23 protein-coding genes are annotated in these 22,751 nt (G+C 54.8%); 11 read left to right on the top strand and 12 right to left on the bottom strand.

What is annotated here, in order from left to right; all coding sequences use genetic code 11:
* The first annotated feature begins 23 nt into the window (after positions 1–23).
* Together K3729_06310 and K3729_06305 are read left to right on the top strand one after the other, a co-directional pair.
* Complete coding sequence (locus K3729_06310; GenBank protein ID UWR00385.1) at positions 24–779, top strand: DeoR/GlpR family DNA-binding transcription regulator; 756 nt, start codon at positions 24–26, stop codon at positions 777–779.
* A gap of 32 nt (positions 780–811) precedes the next feature.
* Positions 812–1,945 carry an MFS transporter gene (locus tag K3729_06305; GenBank protein UWR00384.1) on the top strand — a complete coding sequence of 378 codons (1,134 nt, stop codon included), beginning with the start codon at positions 812–814 and terminating at the stop codon, positions 1,943–1,945.
* 26 nt (positions 1,946–1,971) lie between these two features.
* On the opposite strand, the gene K3729_06300 is transcribed toward K3729_06305, so the two are convergent.
* Positions 1,972–4,539: a GAF domain-containing protein gene (locus K3729_06300; GenBank protein ID UWR00383.1), complete on the bottom strand. Its 2,568-nt coding sequence runs from the start codon at positions 4,537–4,539 to the stop codon at positions 1,972–1,974.
* Positions 4,540–4,823: 284 nt separating this feature from the next.
* Here K3729_06300 and K3729_06295 point away from each other — a divergent pair, with 284 nt between their 5' ends.
* Entirely contained in the window at positions 4,824–5,036 is a 213-nt protein-coding gene (locus K3729_06295; GenBank protein ID UWR00382.1) for a hypothetical protein, read from the top strand.
* A 270-nt stretch (positions 5,037–5,306) separates the two neighbouring features.
* On the opposite strand, the gene K3729_06290 is transcribed toward K3729_06295, so the two are convergent.
* The 5 genes from K3729_06290 to K3729_06270 form a co-directional block, all read right to left on the bottom strand.
* On the bottom strand, positions 5,307–5,846 hold the full coding sequence (locus tag K3729_06290) for a hypothetical protein (GenBank protein ID UWR00381.1): 540 nt from the start codon (positions 5,844–5,846) through the stop codon (positions 5,307–5,309).
* A 28-nt stretch (positions 5,847–5,874) separates the two neighbouring features.
* Complete coding sequence (locus tag K3729_06285; protein UWR00380.1) at positions 5,875–6,114, bottom strand: hypothetical protein; 240 nt, start codon at positions 6,112–6,114, stop codon at positions 5,875–5,877.
* Between the two features lie 89 nt (positions 6,115–6,203).
* Complete coding sequence (locus K3729_06280) at positions 6,204–7,529, bottom strand: HAMP domain-containing histidine kinase (protein UWR00379.1); 1,326 nt, start codon at positions 7,527–7,529, stop codon at positions 6,204–6,206.
* Positions 7,498–8,181, bottom strand: coding sequence for a response regulator transcription factor (locus tag K3729_06275; protein ID UWR00378.1), 684 nt, complete (start codon positions 8,179–8,181; stop codon positions 7,498–7,500). The genes K3729_06280 and K3729_06275 overlap by 32 nt, the downstream gene beginning before the upstream one ends.
* A gap of 29 nt (positions 8,182–8,210) precedes the next feature.
* Positions 8,211–9,572 (bottom strand): ferric reductase-like transmembrane domain-containing protein, encoded by a 1,362-nt coding sequence (locus tag K3729_06270; protein UWR00377.1) that lies wholly within the window; start codon positions 9,570–9,572, stop codon positions 8,211–8,213.
* A gap of 156 nt (positions 9,573–9,728) precedes the next feature.
* On the opposite strand from K3729_06270, the gene K3729_06265 reads away from it, so the two are divergent.
* The gene (locus tag K3729_06265) at positions 9,729–10,643 is read left to right on the top strand and encodes an endonuclease/exonuclease/phosphatase family protein (protein ID UWR00376.1); all 915 of its coding nucleotides are present in this window, start codon (positions 9,729–9,731) and stop codon (positions 10,641–10,643) included.
* Positions 10,644–10,673: 30 nt separating this feature from the next.
* Here the strand turns inward: K3729_06265 and K3729_06260 are convergent, their stop codons facing one another.
* The 4 genes from K3729_06260 to K3729_06245 form a co-directional block, all read right to left on the bottom strand.
* Entirely contained in the window at positions 10,674–12,164 is a 1,491-nt protein-coding gene (locus K3729_06260) for a malonyl-CoA synthase (protein UWR00375.1), read from the bottom strand.
* On the bottom strand, positions 12,161–13,459 hold the full coding sequence (locus K3729_06255; protein UWR00374.1) for a malonyl-CoA decarboxylase: 1,299 nt from the start codon (positions 13,457–13,459) through the stop codon (positions 12,161–12,163). Before K3729_06255 ends, K3729_06260 begins: the two co-directional genes overlap by 4 nt.
* 75 nt (positions 13,460–13,534) lie before the next feature.
* The gene (locus K3729_06250; GenBank protein UWR00373.1) at positions 13,535–14,197 is read right to left on the bottom strand and encodes a GntR family transcriptional regulator; all 663 of its coding nucleotides are present in this window, start codon (positions 14,195–14,197) and stop codon (positions 13,535–13,537) included.
* A 12-nt stretch (positions 14,198–14,209) separates the two neighbouring features.
* Complete coding sequence (locus K3729_06245) at positions 14,210–14,596, bottom strand: YciI family protein (GenBank protein UWR00372.1); 387 nt, start codon at positions 14,594–14,596, stop codon at positions 14,210–14,212.
* Between the two features lie 88 nt (positions 14,597–14,684).
* Here K3729_06245 and K3729_06240 point away from each other — a divergent pair, with 88 nt between their 5' ends.
* The 7 genes from K3729_06240 to K3729_06210 are packed head-to-tail and all read left to right on the top strand — an operon-like array spanning position 14,685 to position 20,592.
* On the top strand, positions 14,685–15,566 hold the full coding sequence (locus K3729_06240; GenBank protein UWR00371.1) for a fumarylacetoacetate hydrolase family protein: 882 nt from the start codon (positions 14,685–14,687) through the stop codon (positions 15,564–15,566).
* Entirely contained in the window at positions 15,563–16,228 is a 666-nt protein-coding gene (locus K3729_06235; GenBank protein ID UWR00370.1) for a malonic semialdehyde reductase, read from the top strand. The genes K3729_06240 and K3729_06235 overlap by 4 nt, the downstream gene beginning before the upstream one ends.
* Before the next feature lie 10 nt (positions 16,229–16,238).
* Entirely contained in the window at positions 16,239–16,697 is a 459-nt protein-coding gene (locus tag K3729_06230; GenBank protein ID UWR00369.1) for an OsmC family protein, read from the top strand.
* A 41-nt stretch (positions 16,698–16,738) separates the two neighbouring features.
* Positions 16,739–17,812, top strand: coding sequence for a C4-dicarboxylate TRAP transporter substrate-binding protein (locus tag K3729_06225; protein UWR00368.1), 1,074 nt, complete (start codon positions 16,739–16,741; stop codon positions 17,810–17,812).
* A gap of 30 nt (positions 17,813–17,842) precedes the next feature.
* A complete protein-coding gene (locus K3729_06220) occupies positions 17,843–18,412 on the top strand; it encodes a TRAP transporter small permease (protein ID UWR00367.1) in 570 nt (189 codons plus the stop codon).
* Positions 18,409–19,713, top strand: a complete 1,305-nt coding sequence (locus K3729_06215; protein UWR00366.1) for a TRAP transporter large permease subunit — start codon at positions 18,409–18,411, stop codon at positions 19,711–19,713. The genes K3729_06220 and K3729_06215 overlap by 4 nt, the downstream gene beginning before the upstream one ends.
* 12 nt (positions 19,714–19,725) lie before the next feature.
* A complete protein-coding gene (locus K3729_06210; protein UWR00365.1) occupies positions 19,726–20,592 on the top strand; it encodes a hydroxyquinol 1,2-dioxygenase in 867 nt (288 codons plus the stop codon).
* A 15-nt stretch (positions 20,593–20,607) separates the two neighbouring features.
* Here K3729_06210 and K3729_06205 read toward each other — a convergent pair whose 3' ends face one another.
* Positions 20,608–21,567 carry a DNA topoisomerase IB gene (locus tag K3729_06205; protein UWR00364.1) on the bottom strand — a complete coding sequence of 320 codons (960 nt, stop codon included), beginning with the start codon at positions 21,565–21,567 and terminating at the stop codon, positions 20,608–20,610.
* 209 nt (positions 21,568–21,776) lie between these two features.
* Positions 21,777–22,676, bottom strand: a complete 900-nt coding sequence (locus tag K3729_06200) for a LysR family transcriptional regulator (protein ID UWR00363.1) — start codon at positions 22,674–22,676, stop codon at positions 21,777–21,779.
* Positions 22,677–22,751: the final 75 nt, after the last annotated feature.

Raw genomic sequence — 22,751 nt, 5'->3', positions numbered from 1 at the left:
TGCAGCTTTTTGCAGGATTTTGCATGAATCTAAATATCCCAGATACGCGCCAACAGGTTTTGGCCGAACGTCTTGCGGACGGACGGCAGATCATTGCGCAAGACGTCGCTGTCGAATTTTATGTTTCTCTCGATACGATCAGACGCGATATTCTCGCGCTGGAAGCGGACGGGAAAGCCCAACGCGTGCGCGGTGGCGCAGTGCCGATCGCAGCACCTTCATCCCCGTTACATTCACGCTTGGCGAAGCAACCGCCCGTCAACACGGCACTGATTGACGCAGCAATCGCCTGCATCGCAGACGCCCCAACGGTCCTGTTTGACGGTGGAACGACGACGCTCGCAATTGCCGCGCGTCTGCCGATCATCCCCGGACGGCTTGTGGTGACACCGTCACCATGGATCGCGGTCGCCTGCCAAGAACGCAGCATCCCTGTGTTTTTGTTAGGCGGCACATTAAGCGCGTCGGGCGGGATCGCGACGGGCGACGTGACACATGCAAAGATCGCGACGCTATCTGCGGACATCGCGGTGCTGGGCGCATGTGGGTTGGACTGCGACTTTGGCCTCAGTTCCGATGATCACGCCGAAGCAATGGTGAAGGCCGCGATGGCAACCGCCGCGTCCCGAACGCTGGTTGTGACAGATGCCGCGAAGATTGGCCGCCGCGCCCGACATCACACGCTGGCGTTAGACCAGATCGACGACATCGTCACCGACGCCCTGTCTGAGATGGCACTGCCGCTTTCACGTGCGGGCGCGCGCGTCATCACCGCATAATCACAAGACATTTCATTCTCCGAAGGACCGCCATGACCGATTACACAGAAACTGCGCCTGCACGCCTTGCGACGCGATTGGCGTTCTTGGTTGCGGGGTTTGCGATGGCCTGCTGCGCCCCGCTTTTCCCGTTTATCAAAGCCAATGTTGGCGCGGATGAAGGTCAATTTGGCTTACTGCTGCTTTGCTTGGGTCTTGGGTCGATTGTCGCGATGCCCGTCACAGGTGTGATTGCGGCGAGACGAGGAGCACGGTTGATGATCCTGTGCGGAGGTTTCGGCCTTGTTGGGATGCTGCCGCTTTTAGCACTGGTCAATACGCCCATAGGATTGGGGGTTACGTTGTTTGTTTTCGGAGCATCAATTGGCACCTTGGATGTTGCGATGAATGTTCACGGGGCCGAAGTCGAAGGGCGCGAGGGGCGCCCGCTGATGTCTAATTTCCACGCACAATTCAGTATTGGCAGTCTTGCTGGGGCCGCGATGGTGACGGTATTGCTGTCTGTCGGTGTGCCGATCCCGTTGACTGCCCTGATCGGCGCGGTTCTGGCGGGCGGCGCGATGCTGCACACCCGTACACGGTTGCTGTCCGTCAGCGGAAATGACCCCGAACCATTTGCTGCACCGCGCGGCGTCGTCCTACTGCTGGCCGTGCTCGCAGCGATTACATTCTTGGTGGAAGGCGCTGTGCTGGACTGGGGTGCCCTGCTGGTCATCGAACGGGACCTGAGCACAGCAAAGAACGCAGGCATCGGATATATTCTGTTTTCAGTGGCCATGGTTGTCGCACGGCTTGGCGGTGACCGGATCATCCGCCGATTGGGCGAATTTCGGGTGCTGATCGCGGGCGGGATGATCACGATATGCGGCGTCGCGTTGATCCTACTGGCAGACGCGCAGGTCGCTGCATTTACAGGATTTGTCCTGATTGGACTGGGGGCCGCAAACCTCGTGCCGATCTTCTTTAGTGCCGCTGGGCGTCAAACGATCATGCCAGCCGGACTGGCAATCGCATCGGTGACAACGACAGGTTACGCCGGGGTGCTGCTTGGGCCCGCGCTGATCGGGTTCACGGCGGATGCGACGAGCCTACCCAGCGCCTTCTGGTTGGTCGCGGCGTTGATGGCCGCGGTGCCACTGACAGCCCAAATTGTCGTACGCAAATGATGTCTTGAAATAGCGAGGCAGTCGGATCAGTTCATCGCGCGGAACACGGCATCCTTTAGCTTTTCAGCAGTGAACGGCTTTTTCACGACGTGCGTTGGCGGGTAATTTGCGGTGATGCTTTGCGCGTCGCCATACCCAGTCGCCAACACAAACGGGATGCCGCGTTCTGCAAGCACAACGGCGACCGGAAGAGACGTCTGATCACCCAAGTTCACATCGAGCAAAGCGAAGGAAACGTCAGCCTTTTCCAAAATTGCCAGCGCATCATCGACGGATCCGGCCATATGCACGTGGTCAGCCCCGCAATCACTTATGATATCAGATGCATCCAGCGCGATGACCATATTGTCTTCGACGACCAAAACTTCACCGGACAGAAGAACATCCGGGGTAACCGGTTTCGCATCGTTCGATTGTGTTTTTGGCACGACCGGTTCTTTTTCGCTGGAAATAAAGCGAGACGGGATCGTGATGTCTGCCTCGAAACCTGTCAGTAAAAATCGTGTTTCGACCTTACCTTTGAGTTCGTAAGGAATGGTCTTTTCGATAATCGTTGACCCAAATCCACGGCGCAGGGGGGCCTGCACAGGCGGGCCACCAACGTCGCGCCATTGAATGATCAATGCGCCATCCGCTTGGACCTTCAGGTCAATCGACACGGCCCCTGATCGATCCGTCAAAGCGCCGTATTTCGCAGAGTTGGTCATCATCTCGTGTATCACAAGCGCGAGGGTCGAAAACGCTTCGGGCATCAGCATCGGGGCGTCACCCGTGATCTTAACACGGTCGTTTCCATTCAGCAGAAAGGCCTGACCTTCAACGTTAATCAACTGACGCAAAGAACTTGGTGACCATTCCTGATTGGTCAATTGGTCATGCGCGCGGGCAAGCGCGTGAACCCGTCCATCCAGAACCTTTGTATAGGTCGCAACATCAGAGGCGCCACTACGGCTTTGCGCGACCAACCCTTGGATCAAGTTCAGGATATTGCGCACGCGGTGGTTCAACTCTGCGACAAGAAGTTCTTGTTTGTCGGCCGCTTTCCTGCGGGTTTCGTTTGCTTCATCCGTCAGTTTCAAGACGATTTCGGTCAACGAAATCCGTAACCCTTCGGCGACCATCTGTTCACCCTCGGACCAACGCGCGGACGTGTTCCGGACCATTTCGCTCCAAGTGTCGAAACTTTTGCGCGGCGTCAGACGGGTGCCGTTTGGTCCGACTGTGACCGGCTTGTTCGGATCACCCGCCCATTTGACCGATTTGACGATTTCACGGCGGAAAAACACGATATAGTCGCGCGGCGTGCGCGAGATGGGCACAGCCAAAACTCCGGCGACATCGGCATCTTGGTCCTCAATAGCAGGGTAAACCGCGGGCAACGCATGCGTCGAAAATACCTGACCGGACGGCGCAGTATTCAAAAAGCGCACCAACTTGCGAAAGCTTGCTTCATCTGGCGTATCACCGTGCGACGCAAAACGGCCATCGGTGTAGACCGCAATGCCATCGTTTGCGATCAGACCGCTCAATTCGCCAACGATGGAATCGAAACCTTCGATCAAGTCGGCCCCGCCCGATATCTGCACCATCAGATTGTCATGCATCTGGCGGGTTTCTTGGGTCTTGAGCCGCGTTTCAAGCTCCATCTTTTGGATCAGTTCGTAAGTGAAGAACTGCGTGAACAACTCAATGGCTGTGCGCCGTTCAAAATCGACGTAACGCGCCGTTTCGTGGTGACACGCAAACAGGCCCCAGAGTTTTCCGTCTTTGATGATTGAAATGGACATCGACGCGCCAACGTCCATGTTCCGCAGGTATTCCAAGTGGATCGGGGACACAGCACGGGTCACGCAAAGCGACAGATCAAGCGGTTTACCATGGACGTTTGTCGCAGGCAGGATAGGCGAAACGGCCCCGTCCACATCCGAGATCAAGCGCAGCGGACTACGCAGATACAACGCACGGGCCTGTTTCGGAATATCGCTTGCGGGGTAACGCAGCCCAAGAAACGGTTTCATATGGGCGCGGCGTTTTTCTGCGATCACTTCGCCTGCACCATCGTCATCGAACTTATAGACCATCACGCGGTCAAAGCCCGACAAGGCTTGCACAGCGACCGCGGCTTGTTCGCACGCCTTCATGACGTCTGGCGCACGGGTGACACGCGCAACAAGCGGCTGCACGAGGCTCATTTCGTCGCGCGTTTCCAGCGCAACCTTCGGTTCAAATTCAAATACATAGGACTGGTCGACAGAGCTGATAGAGATATCGAAGTAAGTGCCATTTTCAAGCACGTCATAACCAAAGACGCGGGCCGTCGGCATTGTCGCATTCAACATCTGCAACTTCGTCCGCAGGTCATGGACCATGCGTTGGGACAACAGATCATTCAGACGGCCACCGATCGCGGCATCTGGGTCGATATTCAATAGTTCTTGGACGTTCGCCGACACATGATTAACCATAAAGTCGGACGAGGTCGCAATCAGGCAGCCATAAGACTGCACATTGCCTAAAAACTGGATAGGTTCACGGTCACAGTTGGTCAGATCGACAGTTTCATTTGGGTCCAACCGGAGGCTTTCGTCAGTCAAAGGGTTGCATCCTTTCTTGAAGCAACGTTTTCGGATTCCGAGATAAATAACTGAAAAAGCGTTCTCGCGTCTTTTACAATATACGCAGCACGCGCATGCGCAACAGGGATGTCAGACAGGGCGCGACATGTAGCCGGCCACAAAGTCGGGTCGCTGGGCTGGCTGAAATACGTCTTAGCATTCTGAACCAACGGATCTTGCGATTGGGCCCAGCGCCGCGACAAAACCTTTGACCCCAATCTTGATCCAGCGACCAAATAGTCGATCGCCAAAGGGTCGATCTGGTGCTCAAGCGCGGGTGCATCGACGGGGTGATCAAGGCCAAGCACCACTGCATCCAAAGCAAGACCATTGATCATGTCCTGCAACGTCGCAGCAGACAAATTCGGGGACCGCAGTCGCGCTTGCATCATCTGAAAACAAGCCAAATGAACGTCAACGAAAGCCTTAAGGCCATCCCGGCTAGCGATATCGATTTGAGTGAAATGATGATCTAGCTGATCATGCGCAACACGCGTTTCTTGACGTAGAATATTTCGGAAGTCTTGAGGCAAAGTAGAAACCATATGGAAGCGAAGTCGCGCGGGGTGTCGCTTCGATGAGAGGAGACAACTTTCATGACGCCGTGCAGTTGTCATTAATCTATGACATAGCAATTTACACTAAATGCGTCCATGGGGCACCGCTGCACAAGTGTCTTAGATTGCAAGCCACACATGTGAAAAGGGCCGCCAATTTGGCAGCCCTTCCCCGTATTGATGGATGTCTTACGAACGATCGCGACCATTTTTACGGTGTCCGCGATCATCTTCTGTCAACGCACCGTCATCATTGCGGTCCATCCGTTCGACAATGTCGCCGAATTTCTCGTCCATTTCGGCTTGGGTGATTTGACCATCGTCATCCGCATCAAGGCGTTCGAAACTATGAGCGACCCGTTCTTGCATCAGTTCCAGATAGATAGACTGGAATTCGTCGATTGAGATATCGCCTTCACCGGATGCATCTGCACCAGCAACCAGTGCGGTGCGGAACAAATCGATTTCGTCTTGCGTGATCGCACCGTCATCATTTGCATCGTTCAGCAGCGCGCCGAATGCCATGCCGCCGCCGCGACGTTCGCCACGGTCACGACCATGATCGCGGTCGCCCCGATGATCAGCACGCGTCACTTGACCATCAACAGATGTTTCCGCCTGTTCAGTAACAACGTTTGTGTCAGCGGTTTGTGCGCCTGCCATACCGATACCTGTCAGTGTCAAAGCAACGGCAAGAAACGTAGCGGGGATCATTTTTTCGGTTTTCATTTTGATTTCCTTAAGGTTGGGTTGGGAGTTAGGCAGGCTGCGCATCAGATGCGTCGGCCTGTGTATCGGGCGAAGCCGCCCGAGGTTGATCAGTGTTGCACTGAGGTTGATTGCGCCAAGCAATGGCGATCATCGCAACGGTCATCAGGATCGACATGCCAAAGGCGAGGCCCAGCATGGTCAGCCCAAATACGGCGACAAAAGGCGCGATGAGCACTGCGACCAGTGCGGCCCCTGCAGTTGCTGCGTATGTTTTGAACTTTTCCATTTTTGTCTTTCCATCTGTTGTTGCGATGAAAGACATTTGGAGGGTGGAGATGACGGTTGCTTGGCGCGAACCTTACATTTTTGTCAGGTTCATTTTTTGTTAAAAATCATGCGGGCAAACAACCCCTGCCCTGCAGGATTATCGGACAGATCGATACGGGCATCATGCAAATCTGCGATCTTTGCGGCCAAGGCAAGCCCGAGCCCTGCCCCTTCGGTCGTGCGGCTTTTTTCCAACCTGTACAATGGTTCCAACGCGCGATCCCGTTCTGCTGCGGGTATGCCTGGACCGTCATCCATGAGGCCAAGTTCGTGCGTATTGGCGACAAGAACCATAGATGATCCTTCGGGCGTGTGCCGCAATGCGTTTTCGATCAGATTAGCCAAGAATTGCGTCAACAACACACGGTCGCCGTTAATCTCAACTGTGGAAATCTGGGTTGAAAAATGTCGTCCGCTATCCTCGACCACCGGTGCATAGGTTTCGGCCAGTTCGGTCGCAACGGCCGCAAGGTCGACAGGAGCGAAGGTCTGTTTCATGGCACCGGAATCCAGTTTCCCGAGCTGCAGAATTGCATCAAATATCGACATGACACGGTCGGTTTGTTCCAACGCCGCGCCGATCCCATCAATCGGATCGCCATCACCTGTCAGCGCGGTTTCAAGTCGTATGCGTAACCGTGTCAGCGGCGTCTTGAGATCATGCGCGATATTGGCCGAAAAGCTGCGCGCCTGCACCAGCAGCACATCAATCCGAGCAATGGCATCGTCCACCTGATCACCAAGCACTTTCAGGTCGTCTTCTTGGCCCTTGGCATGCACCCGCGCGGATAAATCGCCTTGCGCCGCTTGATCAAGCACCGCTGAGATGGCCGTGATCCGCCGTTGGCTGCGCCAGCCAAACAGCAGCCCAAACACCAACGCGACAATCGCGGCCAACGTCCCGACCCAGAGGAATGCTTGGGCTAAAACTTCATCAAAGATTGCGAATTCACCAATGTTCTGCCCAACAACTAGCCAACCGCCCGACACTGCCCCACCATAAAACATCCAAACGCTGTCATCATCGCGCCTGCGTGGCAAAAGCCGCTGATCGGTAAAGAACCCTTGCCGCCTGAGACTTCGGTCTTGCGATGCCGTTTCTGGCGTGAAGAGAAACCGTTCCAGTCCGGTATTGCGCAGGTCTTTGAGATCGAATTCACCAGCGGCCACGTCGCGCACGATCTGGATATGGCGGCGTTCGATACGATCATCGGCCCGTCTAGACATTTCTTCGCGGACTTCGATTGCCGCGATGATCCCAGCCCCGACCAGCACGATTATGAACACGCCAGTCAAAAGCACCGTTTGCCGCAGCGCTGTCATCCGCCAGATGCGGGCTGCGCTAGCCTTGAGGGTCGAAAATATATCCAGCACCTCGGATCGTCCTTATCACGGTATCGCCAAACGGCTTTTCAATCTTACCACGCAAGCGGCTGACGTGGGTTTCTACGACGCTTGTGGTCGGGTCAAAATTCATGTCCCAGACCTTTTCCAACAACATGTTGCGCGTCAAAACGCGACCCTTTGCCCGCATGAATGCTTCGAGAAGTCTGAATTCCTTGGTGTTCAAATCAATATGCTGGCCCTGTCGCGTACAGCTTTGCTTCAACAAATCCAGTGCAATGTCGCCAACATTCAAAGACGTCGCTTCAGCCGTTTGGGCTGGTTGTGCCCGACGGCCAAGTGCGGCGACACGCGCTTCCAATTCGGTCAGCGCGAAGGGTTTGGGAAGGTAGTCGTCAGCACCAGCCTGTAATCCTTCGACACGATCATCAATGTCGGACAATGCCGTGAGAAACAGCGCGGGCGTCGTATTCTTGGATGCGCGCACAGCCTTCAGAACAGACATACCGTCCAGACCCGGCGTCATCCGGTCCAACACCATCACGTCAAAATCCTGCGTGGTGGCCATGACCAACGCATCTTTGCCGTCGGTCACCCAATCGACGACGTGACCCGCCTTTGAAAGGCCATCACGGACCCAACTACCAATCTCTTGATCATCTTCCAAAAGCAGGATTTTCACAGTGTTTTCTCCGGGTTCACGGATCAGGCTTAACGCCTAAATCCACGCGGGACCAGTGGCACGAAAGTAGTCGAAAGCATCCTCAGCACGCTACGTGCTGACGTCCAAAGGTCAGAAACATGCCACGCGTTCCTGAAATCGAAGGCCTCGGTATGGATACGCCCCGTCTGCCCCACGTCGCACCAAACCGTTGCAATCATTGCCTTCAATTGCTCTGATCCACACATGAACAAAGCTGCCCCTTTGGGCATCTGGCCAATCACAGACTGGACTTGATCCAGTGTTAGGCGCCCCGCCGCGCTGCTGTCCGCTTCGATTAGGGTGAGTTGCGGCAGTCTATCCGCGTGGAGACGCAAGGCAGCCAACCCCACAGCCGTGTTTTGCCCACGGTAGCAATAGATCATTGTCACACCTGCGCCGTCATCAGGTTTCATCGCCTCAAGAGCCGCCAGAAAAGGCGTCACGCCGATACCGCCCGCAACCCACATTTGCGCAGGGCGGTTGTCGGCGATTTTTGGATAGAAGCGCCCTTCTGGTGATCCTAATTCCAATGTGTCGCCTGCACGGATGTGGTCCACCAAATTTCGCGTCCAATCCCCACCAGCCGCAATCCCGAACTTACGTTGCCGACCGGTGCCACCTGCGATTGTGAATGGATGGCGTTCTTCCCCAAGAGACGGATCGCGTAATGTCGCAAATTGTCCCGGACGGTAGTCCTGCAAAGGATGGTCAGCGGCGACAGTCAATTCGATGGCATGCCCCACCGTGTTCACATCTACGACGGACACTGTGGTCACGCCACGTTTGCGCCGCGATAATGTTCGGCCCCATGCGATCAGACCCAGAACGCTAACAGCGGCAAGGTAAATCCAAGGGGCGCTGAATGTCGCAAGCGGCGTGGCGGCTAGAAATGTGTGATAGACGGCGATTAGGAACATCGGACCCATCAGCCAATGGCTGGCTTTCCAGATATGATAGGGGATCATCTTCAACGCAGACACCGCCGCCAAGATGAGCATGGCGTAGGCTGCAACGACGCCGGCGGCTTCGCCAGTTTCGGCAAGCGGCGGGAAAATCCCCCGCCCCACGGATGACGCCAGAGCCCAGTGCCCCGACAAACCAATCATCGACAAGATACCTGCTGCGCGGTGCGCTTCATAACTTTTGTCCGGACCACCAAGGATCGTGTCGACAACCCGCCATCTCGCGGCAAGCACCAACGCCGCCGCCAACGCGGTCAGCGTTAACGCACCAAAACTTGCAGGCAATATATTGCTAATAGGCACAAACGGCGCGACGATTGCGACTTGTGCAAGCACGATGACACATAGCCAGACCAGCGAACCTGTTTGTTTCAGTCTCTTTTTCGCTGACGATAATCCCAAGCCCATTCCATGTCCCTTCTGATTGGATTGGAATGACCTAGGCGTTGATCTTTGCCTCGGGCTTGCCGCAACATTACATTTTTGTAAGCAAAGCGAATTTGCCTGTGCGCAAGGCTATCGACGCGATAAACGGGGCAAGACAAACACGAAAGAAGCCGCCCCATGATCAAACGAATTGCCAAGATTATCGTCAGCCTTGTTTTGACATGCTTGACCGTTGTCGGCTGCCAGATTGCGCGCAATTCCGGCGAAACCGCGCTGCCTCCCGCAACGGATGAAACGCTGCGCATCGCGACTTACAATGTGCATTACATCATCCTGAGCAAAGAAACCGGCCCGTGGTCGGTCGCCGATTGGGAACGCCGGAAGCGCCCGTTAGACCTTGCCTTTAAGGAAATTGGCGCTGACGTCATTGCGTTTCAGGAAATGGAAAGCTTTGCGCGTGGCAGTAACGGGGATACGAACCTGACGCTCGACTGGTTGCTTGAAAACAATCCCGATTATGCCGCGGCGGCCGTTGGCGATCCCAATGAATTTCCGTCAACACAGCCCATCTTGTACCGCGCAACACAGTTGGACTTGGTCGACCAAGGCTGGTTCTTTTTCTCGGACACGCCGGATGTCATCTATTCACGCACCTTTAACGGATCATTTCCCGCTTTTGCATCATGGGCCATCTTTCAGGACAAAAGAACCAACGATCATTTCCGCGTTGTGAATATCCATACGGACTACGCCAGCCGATCAAACCGCCTTCAATCAGCGCAGTTGGTTGCTGATCGCGTTGCCCCTTGGATCGCAGCGGGTGAAACGCTTTTTGTCGTGGGTGATTTGAACGCACGCATAGGCGACAAGACCGCAAACATCATTGCAGATGCCGGTGTCGATTTTGCGCCCGTACGTGGTGCGACCTATCACATGAACAGAGGCATCAACCTGTTTGGCGCCATCGATCATATTGGCAGTGTGGGAGCGGTTGAACTGGTTGGCGAACCCGTTGTTCTTCGACGCAAGTTTGACGGCGAATGGCCGACGGATCACTATCCGGTCGCTGCGGATTACATGTTTGGCAGGTAATCATTCGCGCGTGTCTACGTGACGCTTAATTCAGTCCGTATTTTCAGCACGCAACACATTCTTTTGCACCTTGCCCATTGTATTGCGCGGCAAAGCGTCGGTGATCATGTAGCGACGCGGGTGTTTGAAACGCGCCAGTTTCGGTTCAACCTGCGCTGCAATCGCATCGGCGGTCACGTCCGTATTTTCGAGCACCACCGACGCCAAAACGCTTTCGCCAAAATCAGGATGCGGGACGCCGAACACAGCGCTTTCAAGCACGCCGTCAATGTCGTTGATGACATCTTCAATCTCTTTGGGGTAAATGTTGTAGCCACCCGAAATGATCAGATCTTTTTCGCGCCCGACAATCGAAATGCGCCCATCCTCTGACTTCACACCCAGATCACCAGTGATGAAGAACCCAGTGTCGCGCAGTTCTTCTGCCGTTTTCTCCGGCATTTTCCAGTAGCCTTGAAACACGTTGTCGCCGCGCACTTCGATCATGCCGATTTCGCCCGCCGCAACGGGTGTGCCGTTATCGGTGACTTCGACCTCTGTGCCCGGCAACGCGTAGCCGACGGTACCTGCGATCCGATCCCCATCAAAGGGGTTTGACGTGATCATGTTGGTTTCGGTCATCCCATATCGTTCAAGAATACGGTGTCCTGTGCGGTCTTCAAAAGCCGTGTGCGTTTCAGCGAGCAGTGGTGCGGATCCCGAAACAAAAAGACGCATGTTGGCGACCAGATCACGCGTCAGCCGCGCATCGCCAAGTAGCCGTGTGTAGAACGTCGGCACACCCATCAACATCGTCGACTGGGGCAATTCAGCGATAATCGTATCAATTTCGAAAGCTGTCATAAACCGGACCTGTGCCCCCGCCAGCAACGACGTGTTCATCGCCACAAAAAGCCCATGTGTATGGAAAATAGGTAAGGCATGGATCAAGCGGTCGTCAGCGCTAATCTGCCACAGATCTGTCAGGCTTTGCGCGTTCGACAGCAGGTTCTTATGCGACAGCATTGCGCCTTTCGACCGCCCCGTGGTGCCAGACGTGTAAAGCAATGCAGCTAGATCTTCTGGCCCCCGTGGCACAGTTTCAAAGGTCTTTGATTTCGCATCCGCCTGTTTAGACAACGTTCCTTGCCCTTTTGCATCAAGCGTTAGGATTGTCGTGCCATCCGCGCAAATCGACGCTACCTCTGCTTGGCTGCTTGCGTCACAGACCACCACTTTGGGTCCTGCGTCTTCGATGAAATAAGCCAGTTCAGACTGCGTGTAGGCAGTATTTAGCGGCAAATAGACCGCACCTGTCTGAACAGCCGCACCATAAAGCGCGATGGTATCCAGAAGTTTCGGCGCCTGCACCAAGACCCGATCGCCAGCCGATACGCCAGCATCATGCAAAACATGCGCCAATTGCGCGACCCGACAGGTGAAATCGGCAAAACTAAGGGTGCGACCATCATCGAGCGTCAGGAAAGTTGCATCACTTTTAGCATGCGGCGCAATCAGCGCGTCATAGAGGGTATTGGTCACGTTGCGACTTCCTTGGGCTTCGCTGAGAGCGTTGAATTTGACAGTGCCACCGCAGGCTTCGCAGCTGTCACGATTGCGTTTAAGGCAAAATCTTCGTGGTGCCGCTGGGTGAGCGACAAATCGTATTTGTAATTGACCATAGCGCCGCTGGATTGGGCAAGGCCATTGGCAGACGTGTCCGCATCCGCATGCACATCAAAAACCTCTGCGCCATTACCCAAATGAAACCGCGTGACGGGATCTACGGGCATCCCGTCGTCACGTTTGGCATGTAAAAGATATCGGGCCGCCATTGCGCGAATGTCTTGCGGTTCGGCACTTTGGTCCAGAATGGCTGTCGCAATGTGCCCATGATCGGGATTAGACGTTTGGGTGGACAACCAGCGGTTCAGGCCGGGTATGGGGGACAGGGTGACGAAGTCTTCCAATTGCGGAAATGCGTGGGACAATTCCGCGACGACCTGTTTGATCAGAAGGTTGCCAAAGCTAATCCCCGTTAACCCGCGTTGGCAGTTGGATATTGAATAAAACACCGCAACTTTCGCATCTTCAGCGGCAAGTGGCGTACGCACTTCGGACAGTAGTTTCGTCACGGACCCCGGCACCGTTTCGGTCAGCGCGACCTCCACAAAAATCAACGGTTCATCCGGCATTGCAGGATGGAAGAACGCAAAGCAACGGCGATCCGAAGGGTAAAGCCTGCGACGCAAATCATCCCAATCGTTGATCTGATGTACCGCTTCATAAGCCACAATTTTGTCGAGCAACCGAGCGGGTGTATCCCAATCGATGGCCTTCAACACCAAGAACCCGCGATTAAACCAGCTGCTGAACAAATGGATAAAGTCGTGGTTGGTGCGTTGCAGTTCGGGGCGCGATTTCAAGATGCGCAGCAGATCGACCCGCATCCCGACGATGATCTGCGTCGCGCCAACCGGCTGGTTCAACCGTCGCAGTAATTCCTGCCGTTTGGGTTCAGCGGCAAATGACATGGCTTCGAAATTCTTGGGCGTGGGGTCATCCGCGTAGGACTGGACCAAGCTGGAAAGTGCGCCCGTATCGACATCAAGCTCATCATTCAGAAACGTGAAAAATGAAGCTTTTTCCGCATCGTCCAGTGATTGGTAGCGTCTTAGAACCGTTCCAGCCAATGTCTGTCCGGAAACATTTCCTTCTGCCGACAGAAGCGCGCGACATAAGGCGTAGATATCGCGCGTGTCATCCGTGCTGCGCAACGTGCTGTTACGATCAAACAATGTGGACAATAGGTCGCCAAGGAATCGATTGCGCTGCACGTGTCTCTCCGTCTTTCAGAGCGATGCTGTCAGAATATCGATATTATTGCAATCATATACTTTAAATCGGTATATTCATAGATCGGTCAGCTGAGACATGAGGTATTCGCCTGTGAGCCGATAATGGCTGAGCAATGCATCAGACGCGGCATCTGCGTCGCGCTGCACGGCTGCTTCAAAGATGGTGTCATGCTCGGCTGCGATATCCCGCGTTTGATAGTTATCCCCAGATGCGGCCAGATAACGATACCGAATGTTCAGATCATAGAGCTGACTGCAATAGCGTTCCAACATGGGCGATTTCGCACTGCTCAGCAGCGTCATGTGAAATGTCTTATGCGCATCCTCAAAGACATCGGTGTTGGTCATGCGCTTCATGCGGTGATGCGACAGAACAAGCTGTTCTTCCCATTCTGGCGTGCCTTGCCCAATAGACTGGCGCAATGCCATATCTTCCAGAACACATCGCAGCCTGAGAATTTCATCAAAGTTGGCAAGGCTCGCAGGGGCCGCACGAAATCCGCGCTGATCGATCCGTTCGACCAGCATGTCAGAGGTCAGCAGGCTTAACGCCTCGCGCACTGGCGATGCGCCAGTGTCCAACAATTTGCGCAATTGTTCGATCTTCAGCTTTTTACCCGCCGGCAATTCGCCGGTCAGGATCATATCCCGCAAAGACAGATAGGCCGCGCGGGTGGCAGATGTTTCTCTGCCGCTAGTGTCGTCCATCATGTTCATGCGGAAATCCCCTTAAGTCAGCGTCACGGCGTTCGTAGATAGACCGACCGACAAATTCAATGATCCCTCGTTGATCATCCAACGTCGCAAGGTGAATGCCCGCGCGCCACTTTGGTGCATCGGGTCGGCCTCTGCCAAAGCACGCGCCGCTTCAAGGCTTTCGGCCCGGTAGATGACCAACCCGACGCCTTGCATGTGCTCGCCGGTTTCATCGGACATCGGACCTGCGAAAGCCAATGCGCCTGCTTGTTCCAGTTTTGCCTGATACGCGAGGTGATCCGGCAAGGCGGCTTTGACGTCCTGCGGTTCTTTGGCTGGTGTCGACATTGCGACGTATAATTCCAACGCCAAAGCGCCGCGCGACTTTGCTTCCGCCTTATAGTCTGCCCATGCAACCATTTTGCACTCCCTCGCAAAAATATCGATATTTATTGACTTACCACACAATTGTAGGCAGAAATTATCCAAACTGACAAGGATTGTACTTATGAAATATTTGGTGGGCGAGACGGCGAACGGCGCAGCGGTGTTTGCTGTTAAGGGTGACGAGGCCGTTAATTTGACGGCTTTGGACGCTGCTGTCGGCTCTGACTTGATGGCCCTGATTGCGGATCCCGCGCTGGCAGAATCGGTCGCGGCCAAGATTGACGGCGCTACTCGTGTTCCTGTCGGTGACATCACGCCTGCCTTGCCTGTCGCCAAGCCCGGAACGATCATTTGTCTTGGTTTGAACTACACTGATCACATCAAAGAGGGTGGCTACGACATCCCCGACTACCCTGCCCTGTTCATGCGTGGGAAGAATTCGATCATGGCAGCTGGCGCACCTTTGGTTCGCCCGACGTGTTCCGACAAACTCGACTACGAAGCAGAGCTGATGATGATCATCGGCAAAGGTGGTCGTCATATTTCAGAGGCGGACGCGCTGGATCATGTGTTTGGTTATACCGTCTTTAACGACGGGTCGGTGCGTGACTATCAACGCAAAACCCACCAGTGGACCCCCGGCAAAAACTTCGACAACACAGGCGCAATCGGCCCATTTGTTGTAACGCCAGATGAAGTCCCTGCTGGGGCTGCGGGCCTGAAGATCGAAAGCCGCGTCGGGTCCGAGATTTTGCAATCATCCAATACCGGCAACATGATCTGGTCGGTCGCGCAAACCATTGCAACCATTTCGGAATACACAACGCTTGAACCCGGAGATTTGATCGCAATGGGCACACCACCGGGTGTTGGCCACGCCAAGAAACCGAACCCGCGCTGGCTGGTCCCCGGGGAAACTGTTGATATCGAAATCGAAGGCATCGGCATTTGTTCGAACCCAATCGTTGATGAAAACGATAGCCAAGGGGTAGCGGCAGAATGAACGCGCCAACCGGTTCAGAACTGGACGCTTTGCGTGCCAAAGCGCAGGAAGACCACCGCACTCTGCGTGCTCGCATCAGTCGTCTGTCCGACGATGCCATTGATCTGATCCTGCGTGAGGCAAGGTCGCATTATGCGTGGACGGATCGCCCGATACCGGATGGCATGCTTGAGGAAATCTTCGACATCACCATCAATGGTGCCACGTCGATGAACACACTGCCTGCGCGTTTCATATTCGTGAAGTCCAAAGAAGGTAAAGAACGGCTGGCCAAATCGCTAAAGCCGCAGAATGTCGCAAAGATGATGGGCGCGCCGGTCACTGCGATTATCGCGCAGGACATGGATTTTTGGCACGAACTGCCGTTCCTTTTCCCGCATGAAGACCGCCGCCATTTGTTTGATGGGAACGATGCCTATTGCGAAGACACCGCAGACCGCAATGCGACGTTACAGGGCGCTTATTTCATGATCGCGGCACGTGCTGTTGGTTTGGACGTTGGTGCGATGTCCGGTTTTTCAAACGCAATTGTTGATGAAGAATTCTTCAAAGGCACGCGTCTGAAATCAAATTTTCTATGCAACATTGGCTATGCCGATGAAACGGCGCTGTTTCAAAAGCTACCACGCTTTTCATTCGACAAAGTCTGTAGCGTAATCTGAGGGTACAAAGATGGCTGTCAAAATGAAAACTGTCGTGACGTACCGCGCCAAAGCGGCCTGTCCGACGCATGCCCGCACCGAAATTCCGGTGCGCGATTTGAATGTCGTTATTGATGAACCTGCGGAACGGGGCGGCACAAACCTTGGCCCGACCCCGACGGAAGCTGCAATGACAGCCTTAATCGCTTGTACCAACGTCATTGGACATAAAAATGCAAAGCGGCTCGGCGTTGATCTGGGAGAGATCGACATCGACGCCAACTGCAAATTCGACCGGCGCGGCGTTCTCATGGAGGAAGAGATCGACGTGCCGTTTCCCGAAATCACACTCACGGTGAATTGCACCACCCCGGCCAGCCAAGAGGAGTTGGATTTGGTTGGGGTGGAGACTGCAAAGTACTGTGCCATTGCCAAGCTGTTCGAAGCAGCGGGCACGGATTTGACCGTGAATTGGGTGAAAGCAAACTAAAATCAATTGGGCGAACGCCCGTATTCTGGGAGGAATGACAAATGATGACTTGGACAAGACGCACCGTGATGGGTGCTGCGCTTGCGACGATGACGGCCCTGCCCGTCGCCGCACAAGAGACGATTTCAGCAGTTGTGATCGACGGTTATCCGGATCGCGCCCTTTGGGTAAAAGAATTCACGAACTTCTTCATTCCAGAAGTTGACCGCCGCCTCGCCGAGAACGGCAATTACGTCATGGACTGGCAGGAAAACTATGGCGGCTCAATCGTCAAACCGAAAGGCGTTCTTGAAGGCATCCAGTTGGGTTTGGGCGACATCGGGATCGTCACCACGATCTTCCATTCATCCAAATTGCCAAGCCAAGGCCTGTCCGCAGTCACACCGTTTGTGTCATCTGATGCCCGCGCCGTGGCCCAAGCCGTTGATGAAATTGCCCGCGAATTTCCGGCGATGCAAAACGAATTCGCAGCACAGAACCAAGTGTATCTGGCGACGGGCGTTGTGCTGAACAGCTATCAGGTCTTTTCGACCCAAGAAGTCGCAGGCGTTTCTGATCTTGAAGGTTTCAAGGTTGCCGGCGCCGGTATGAACTTGCGGTATCTCGAAGGTATTAATGACGCGGCCGGCGTCCGTGGTGGCCTGACCGATTTCTACAACATGATGCAGACCGGTTTGGCCGATGCGGGCATGCTGTGGCCAGAAGCTGCCGCGACCTTCAAGATTTCCGAAGTAGCGCCGTACATGCTGCGCGCCGATCTGGGGGCTGTGAACTCTAAGACTGTCACGGTGAACCAAGACTACTGGAACAATCTGCCGGATGAAGTGAAAGAGGTCCTGCAAGCCGTCGCAATTGATTACCGCGATCACCTTGCAGGCATCGCAATGGATCGCGCTGCAGCCGCCGAAGAGACTTATGTCGCAGCAGGTGGGACTATCGTTGATGTGTCCGAAGAAGACCGTGCCGCTTGGGCCGCCGCCATTCCGAACATTGCGCAAGAATGGGCAGCGACACTGAACGATAACGGCGAACCGGGCACAGAGATGCTTGAAGCATATCTTGCCAAGCTTGAAGCGGCTGGTTTCACCGGCGTTCGTGACTGGTCCGCCCAATAATCACTTGTCGACCCGAGAAGGGAGCACAACATGCTCAAGTCAGCAATCGGCGGTCTTTCTCGGGTCGCCAATGCCTTAGCCATGGCCGCAAATATCGCTGGAACCTTGATGGTTCTCGCCCTTGTCATCATCCTGAACGTCGACGTGGTCGCGCGAGGGCTGTTCAATTCCCCGCTGAAAGGGACATACGAAATTGTCCAGCTTTCAGTCGTCTTTATCGTTTTCTTGCAGCTTGCAGACGTTGTCCGCGTGGACCGATTGACCCGCTCTGACGGGTTTCTCAACCTGCTGCATCAAAGCAAGCCACGCCTGACATCGAATATCCGGCGGATGATCAATGCCGTCTCTGCAATCTTTATGTTCCTGATTGCCTACATCATGTTCCCAGAGTTCATCAAAATGTGGGGCACGCAGGATTTTTTCGGCATCCCCGGCGTATTTACCGTGCCGTGGTGGCCGATCAAATTTGTCATCGCAAGCGGCAGCGCGTTGGCCTGCCTCATCTTTACCATCAAAGTCATCACCGCGCAGGATCGCCCACAATTGATCCGCGCCCCAGAACATGACGACAATGCCAAAACAGGCGGCACCAAACCATGACACCAATCGAAATCGGCCTCATTTCGGTCGCTGCCATCGTTTTTCTGATCTATTCGGGCGTCTACATTCCAGTTGCCTTGGGCATGGTGTCCTTGATCTCGATTTGGTTGATGCGCGACAATTTCACTTTGTCGCTGAACCTGCTGAAAATTGCCGTCGGCGACAGTGCGATGGTCTACAGTTTCGCGACCATTCCGTTATTTACCTTCATGGGATTAATCGTGTCGAAAGCCGGATTAGGCAGGGACATCTATGAAGTGATGACCATGCGGTTTCGCCGCGTTAAAGGCGGCATCGGCATGGCCACAGTCGGCGCAAACGCTGTTTTTGCTGCTGTTACAGGGTCTTCAATTGCATCCGCTTCGGTCTTTACCAAAGTATCTGTGCCCCAGATGATCGCCCAAGATTACAACCCACGTTTTGCGGTTGGTGTCGTCGCAGGATCATCGGTTCTTGGGATGATCATCCCACCATCTGCGATGTTGATTATCTATAGCTTTGTCGCAGAGCAATCCGTCGGCGACATGTTCTTGGCAGGCGTCATTCCCGGCATCATGCTGGCGATCGCATATGTCGCCGCGATTTGGTTCATGGGGCGTTTCACCCCCGAATTTGTCGGCGGTCGCACGGTTGCTGACAGCGAATGGATGTCCGCACGCGAAATCGCATCCAAGACCCTGCCCACTGTCGGTCTGATCACCATCGTGCTGGGCGGCATTTACACAGGTTGGATGACTGCCGTCGAAGCAGGTGCGACGGGATCGCTTGTCGCGCTGATTATTGCGTTGGTGCGTCGGTCGATGACATTGAAAGGCTTCTGGGAGGCGTTGCTGGAAACAGGTCACATCACAGCCGCCATCCTGTTTTTGATCACAGCCGCTTCGATCTATAGCCGGATGTTGGGCCTCGCCGGTCTGCCGAACCAACTGCAAGATCTACTGGCGGGCAATGCCGCGTCGTTCTGGACCGTAATGCTGCTTTACGTCTTGCTGATGATTTTCCTTGGCACAATTTTGGACACTGCATCCATCATCCTGATCGTCGTGCCACTGTTCCTGCCGCTGGTCGAAGCGATGGACATGTCGTTGATCTGGTTCGGCATCATCACAGTGGTTGGGGCCGAAATCGGGCTGCTCACGCCGCCGCTGGGCATATCCTGCTTTGTAATCAAATCAACGCTGAACGATGACAACATTACGCTCAAGGACGTGTTCATGGGTGCCCTGCCCTTCGCCTTCGTGATGCTGATCATTTTGTTGATTCTGATCGAATTCCCAATTCTCAGCCTTGCACTACTTTAAGGACCTATCGCCATGCGTAACGTGACCAAAGACAATATCACCGACGTTTTCAAAAGCTACATGGCCGACGACATGGCACCGCGCACCCGCGAAATCATGTCGGCACTGGTGCAGCACATGCACGACTTTGCCCGCGAAACGAAGCTGACGCACGACGAATGGCGGGAAGGGATCGCGTTTCTGGAAGGCTGCGCCGCGATCGAAACCGAAGACCGTCACGAATTTGTGCTGGCTTCTGACGTGTTGGGAATGTCGTCGCTGATCGACATGCTGCATTCCAGTGATGAAGCGACATCATCGTCCGTATTGGGGCCATTCCACGTTTCCGGCGCGCCGCCGTTAGAGGTTGGCGGCGATATGAAACGCAGCTTTGGCGGCCCTGTTTTGCTGGCAGAAGGCGTTATCAGAAACACGGATGGCACACCAATTCCAGGTGCTGAAATCGACATTTGGCAGACTGCCCCAAACGGGCTTTATGCCAGCCAAGACGAAGACCAAGACACATTTTCGTTTCACGGGTTAATGACCGTCGGCGACGATGGTCGCTATGCGTTCACGACGGTCAAACCCGTTGAATACACCGTGCCTTCAGATGGACCGGTCGGCGGTATTCTACGGGCATGTGGGCGTCATCCTTGGCGGCCATCACACCTGCACTTCATTGTGAAAGCGCCCGGTTACCGGACGCTGGTGACCGAAGTCTTCCCCGATGACGATCCGTACCTTGATCAAGACACAGTGTTTGGAGTGCGCGATGATTTGGTGATGACGTATCTTGAGCAACCTGCGGCATCATTCCCTGAAGGGATGGCGCTGTCCGGAAATGTGGACGCCCCATATCTGTCGGTGAATTTCGATGTTGTTCTGGCGCGCGACTGAACAGCAGCGCCCTGATCAACTAGTCAGCAGCCCAAGCAGACGATTTTCGGTCGCATATAGACCGTGACGGTTAGCCGATGCGACGTCGATATAGTCCTGTCCGGCTAGGTCGATTACTGCCGGATGGATGTAGCTGTTTCGCGCGACTGTTGGCGTATTGTGCAACCGCGTGGCGGCGGCTTGCGCGATGTCTTTGATAGTCGCGCTGCCTTTTTCTGCGCAGGCAAATCCGGCAACCGTGCCTGCCCAAGTCCGAAATGTTTTCGCTGTAACCGCATCGTCGCCTGCCGCGTCGGCCAGATAGGCGTTCAACTGATGCGACGACAGTGTTTGCGGTGTGCCATCTGCGTCGACCCAGCTTAATAACGCGCCGCCCGGCACATCGTTCATATCATGTAGAAGTCGTTGCAACTTCTTGTCCGTAACGGTTTTGCGCACTTTCTTGCCACCCTTGGCCGTAAAGTTCAGCCCGATCTGTTCCCCGTCAAACGACACATGCCTGCGACGCAGCGTGAGAGCGCCGTAGCTACCGTTTTGCGCGGTATAGTCAGGGTTCCCGACGCGGAGCGATGCGCGATCAATCAGCATAACCGCAGCGGCGAGCGCAAATTCGACGTCACCGGGATCAGTTTCGACATCACGGGCGATCCGGCGTCTGATCTTCGGCAATACCTCACCAAAATCGGCGAGGTGATCGAATTTGGTTTGGGATTGTGCGGCGGACCAATCGGGGTGGTAGCGATATTGTTTGCGGCTGCGCGCATCGCGCCCCGTCGCCTGAAGATGTCCGTTAATCTGCGTACAGATCCATACATCTTCGTAGGCGGGCGGGATGCCTAATGCCTCGATCCGTTTACGTTCTGGACCCCGCGCAATCGTCGTGCCGTCGGGGCCGACGTAGGAAAACCCACGGCCGCACCTGCGCCGCGCAATACCCGGATCTTTGTCAGACACGTAAACAAGGTGCGAAACCATGGGCGTGCCCTTTAGCGCAAGCCGAGGAACGAAAGGACAAACAGGATGACGACGATAAGGCCGATAATATAAATAATGCGGTTCATAGCTTAGGTTCCTTGATAAATTGATGCGCACGATTGTTGGCGCGTCGATGTTCAAGGAACTGGGTGAAGCGGAAAGAGTTCCACGGCATTACTGCGACACCGCCAAAGGCCCGTTTAGAAATTCTAACGTTTCAGTTCTTCGACAAGGAAATCGTAGACCCTTCGGATCCGTCTGCTCGTCGTCAATTCGCGATGTGCGACAAGCCATATCGGGAAAGTCAGCGGTTCGAGATCAGGCAAGACACGCACGACGGCGGGTTCTGCATCGCCAATCAGGGAATCGAGGATTCCGATTGCAGTGCCCTGCTTCACGAGTTCCCACATTACCAAATAGCTTTCTGTCAAAAGCGGAAAGTTCGCCTCTGTCAGCCCCAGCCCAAGCGTGTTGAGTCCTTTCAACATCATCCCGGCCCTGTCCAGATTCACAAAATCCGCATGCCGCAAGTCGTATGGCGTCTTGGGCGACCCCAACTGATCGATATAGGCTGGCGTCGCGTACAGGATCGCATCGGCCATACCGATCTTTTTCGCGACGAGATCGGGTTCGGTCGGGCGGAAGTTCCGCAACGCGATATCCGCTTCGCGCCGCAACAGATCACTGGCCTGATTGGTGACGACAATTTCGACGTGAATGCCGGGTTCTTCTTTGCGCAGTTTCGCGATGATCGGCGGCAAGAGGACAGCAGCGTAAGTTTCGCTGGCAGAGATGCTAATCGTCCCCTCCAGCGCTTGCGATTGGCCAAGAGCGGCAAGCGAAACACGTCCAGCAGCCGCCCCCATGTCGCGCACATGTTCGAGCAGTTCCAACCCGCTTGGCGTCAGCGTCAGGCCCCGCCCGACCCTTTCAAACAGAACCACGCCCAGTTCCTGTTCCAAGCCGTCCACTTGCCGTCCCAGTGTCGGCTGCGCCATGCCCAGCGCGCGTGCGGCGGCCGACAAAGATCCTTCTTCGGCCGTCACCAAAAACGCCCGTGCCTTATTCCAATCAAATGTTACCGCACGCCAATCCATGCACATATGCATATCAAACTAAGAAATTTGGTCAATTCGCATGAATGCTGGTCTGCCGTACACCTTTCCCAACAGAAACGCAGTTAC

The organism is Rhodobacteraceae bacterium S2214 (assembly GCA_025141675.1).
In the GTDB taxonomy this organism is placed as follows: Bacteria; Pseudomonadota; Alphaproteobacteria; order Rhodobacterales; family Rhodobacteraceae; genus Yoonia.
The sequence above is the reverse complement of the archived record's forward strand: the minus strand, read 5'-3'. Positions and strand labels throughout refer to the sequence as shown.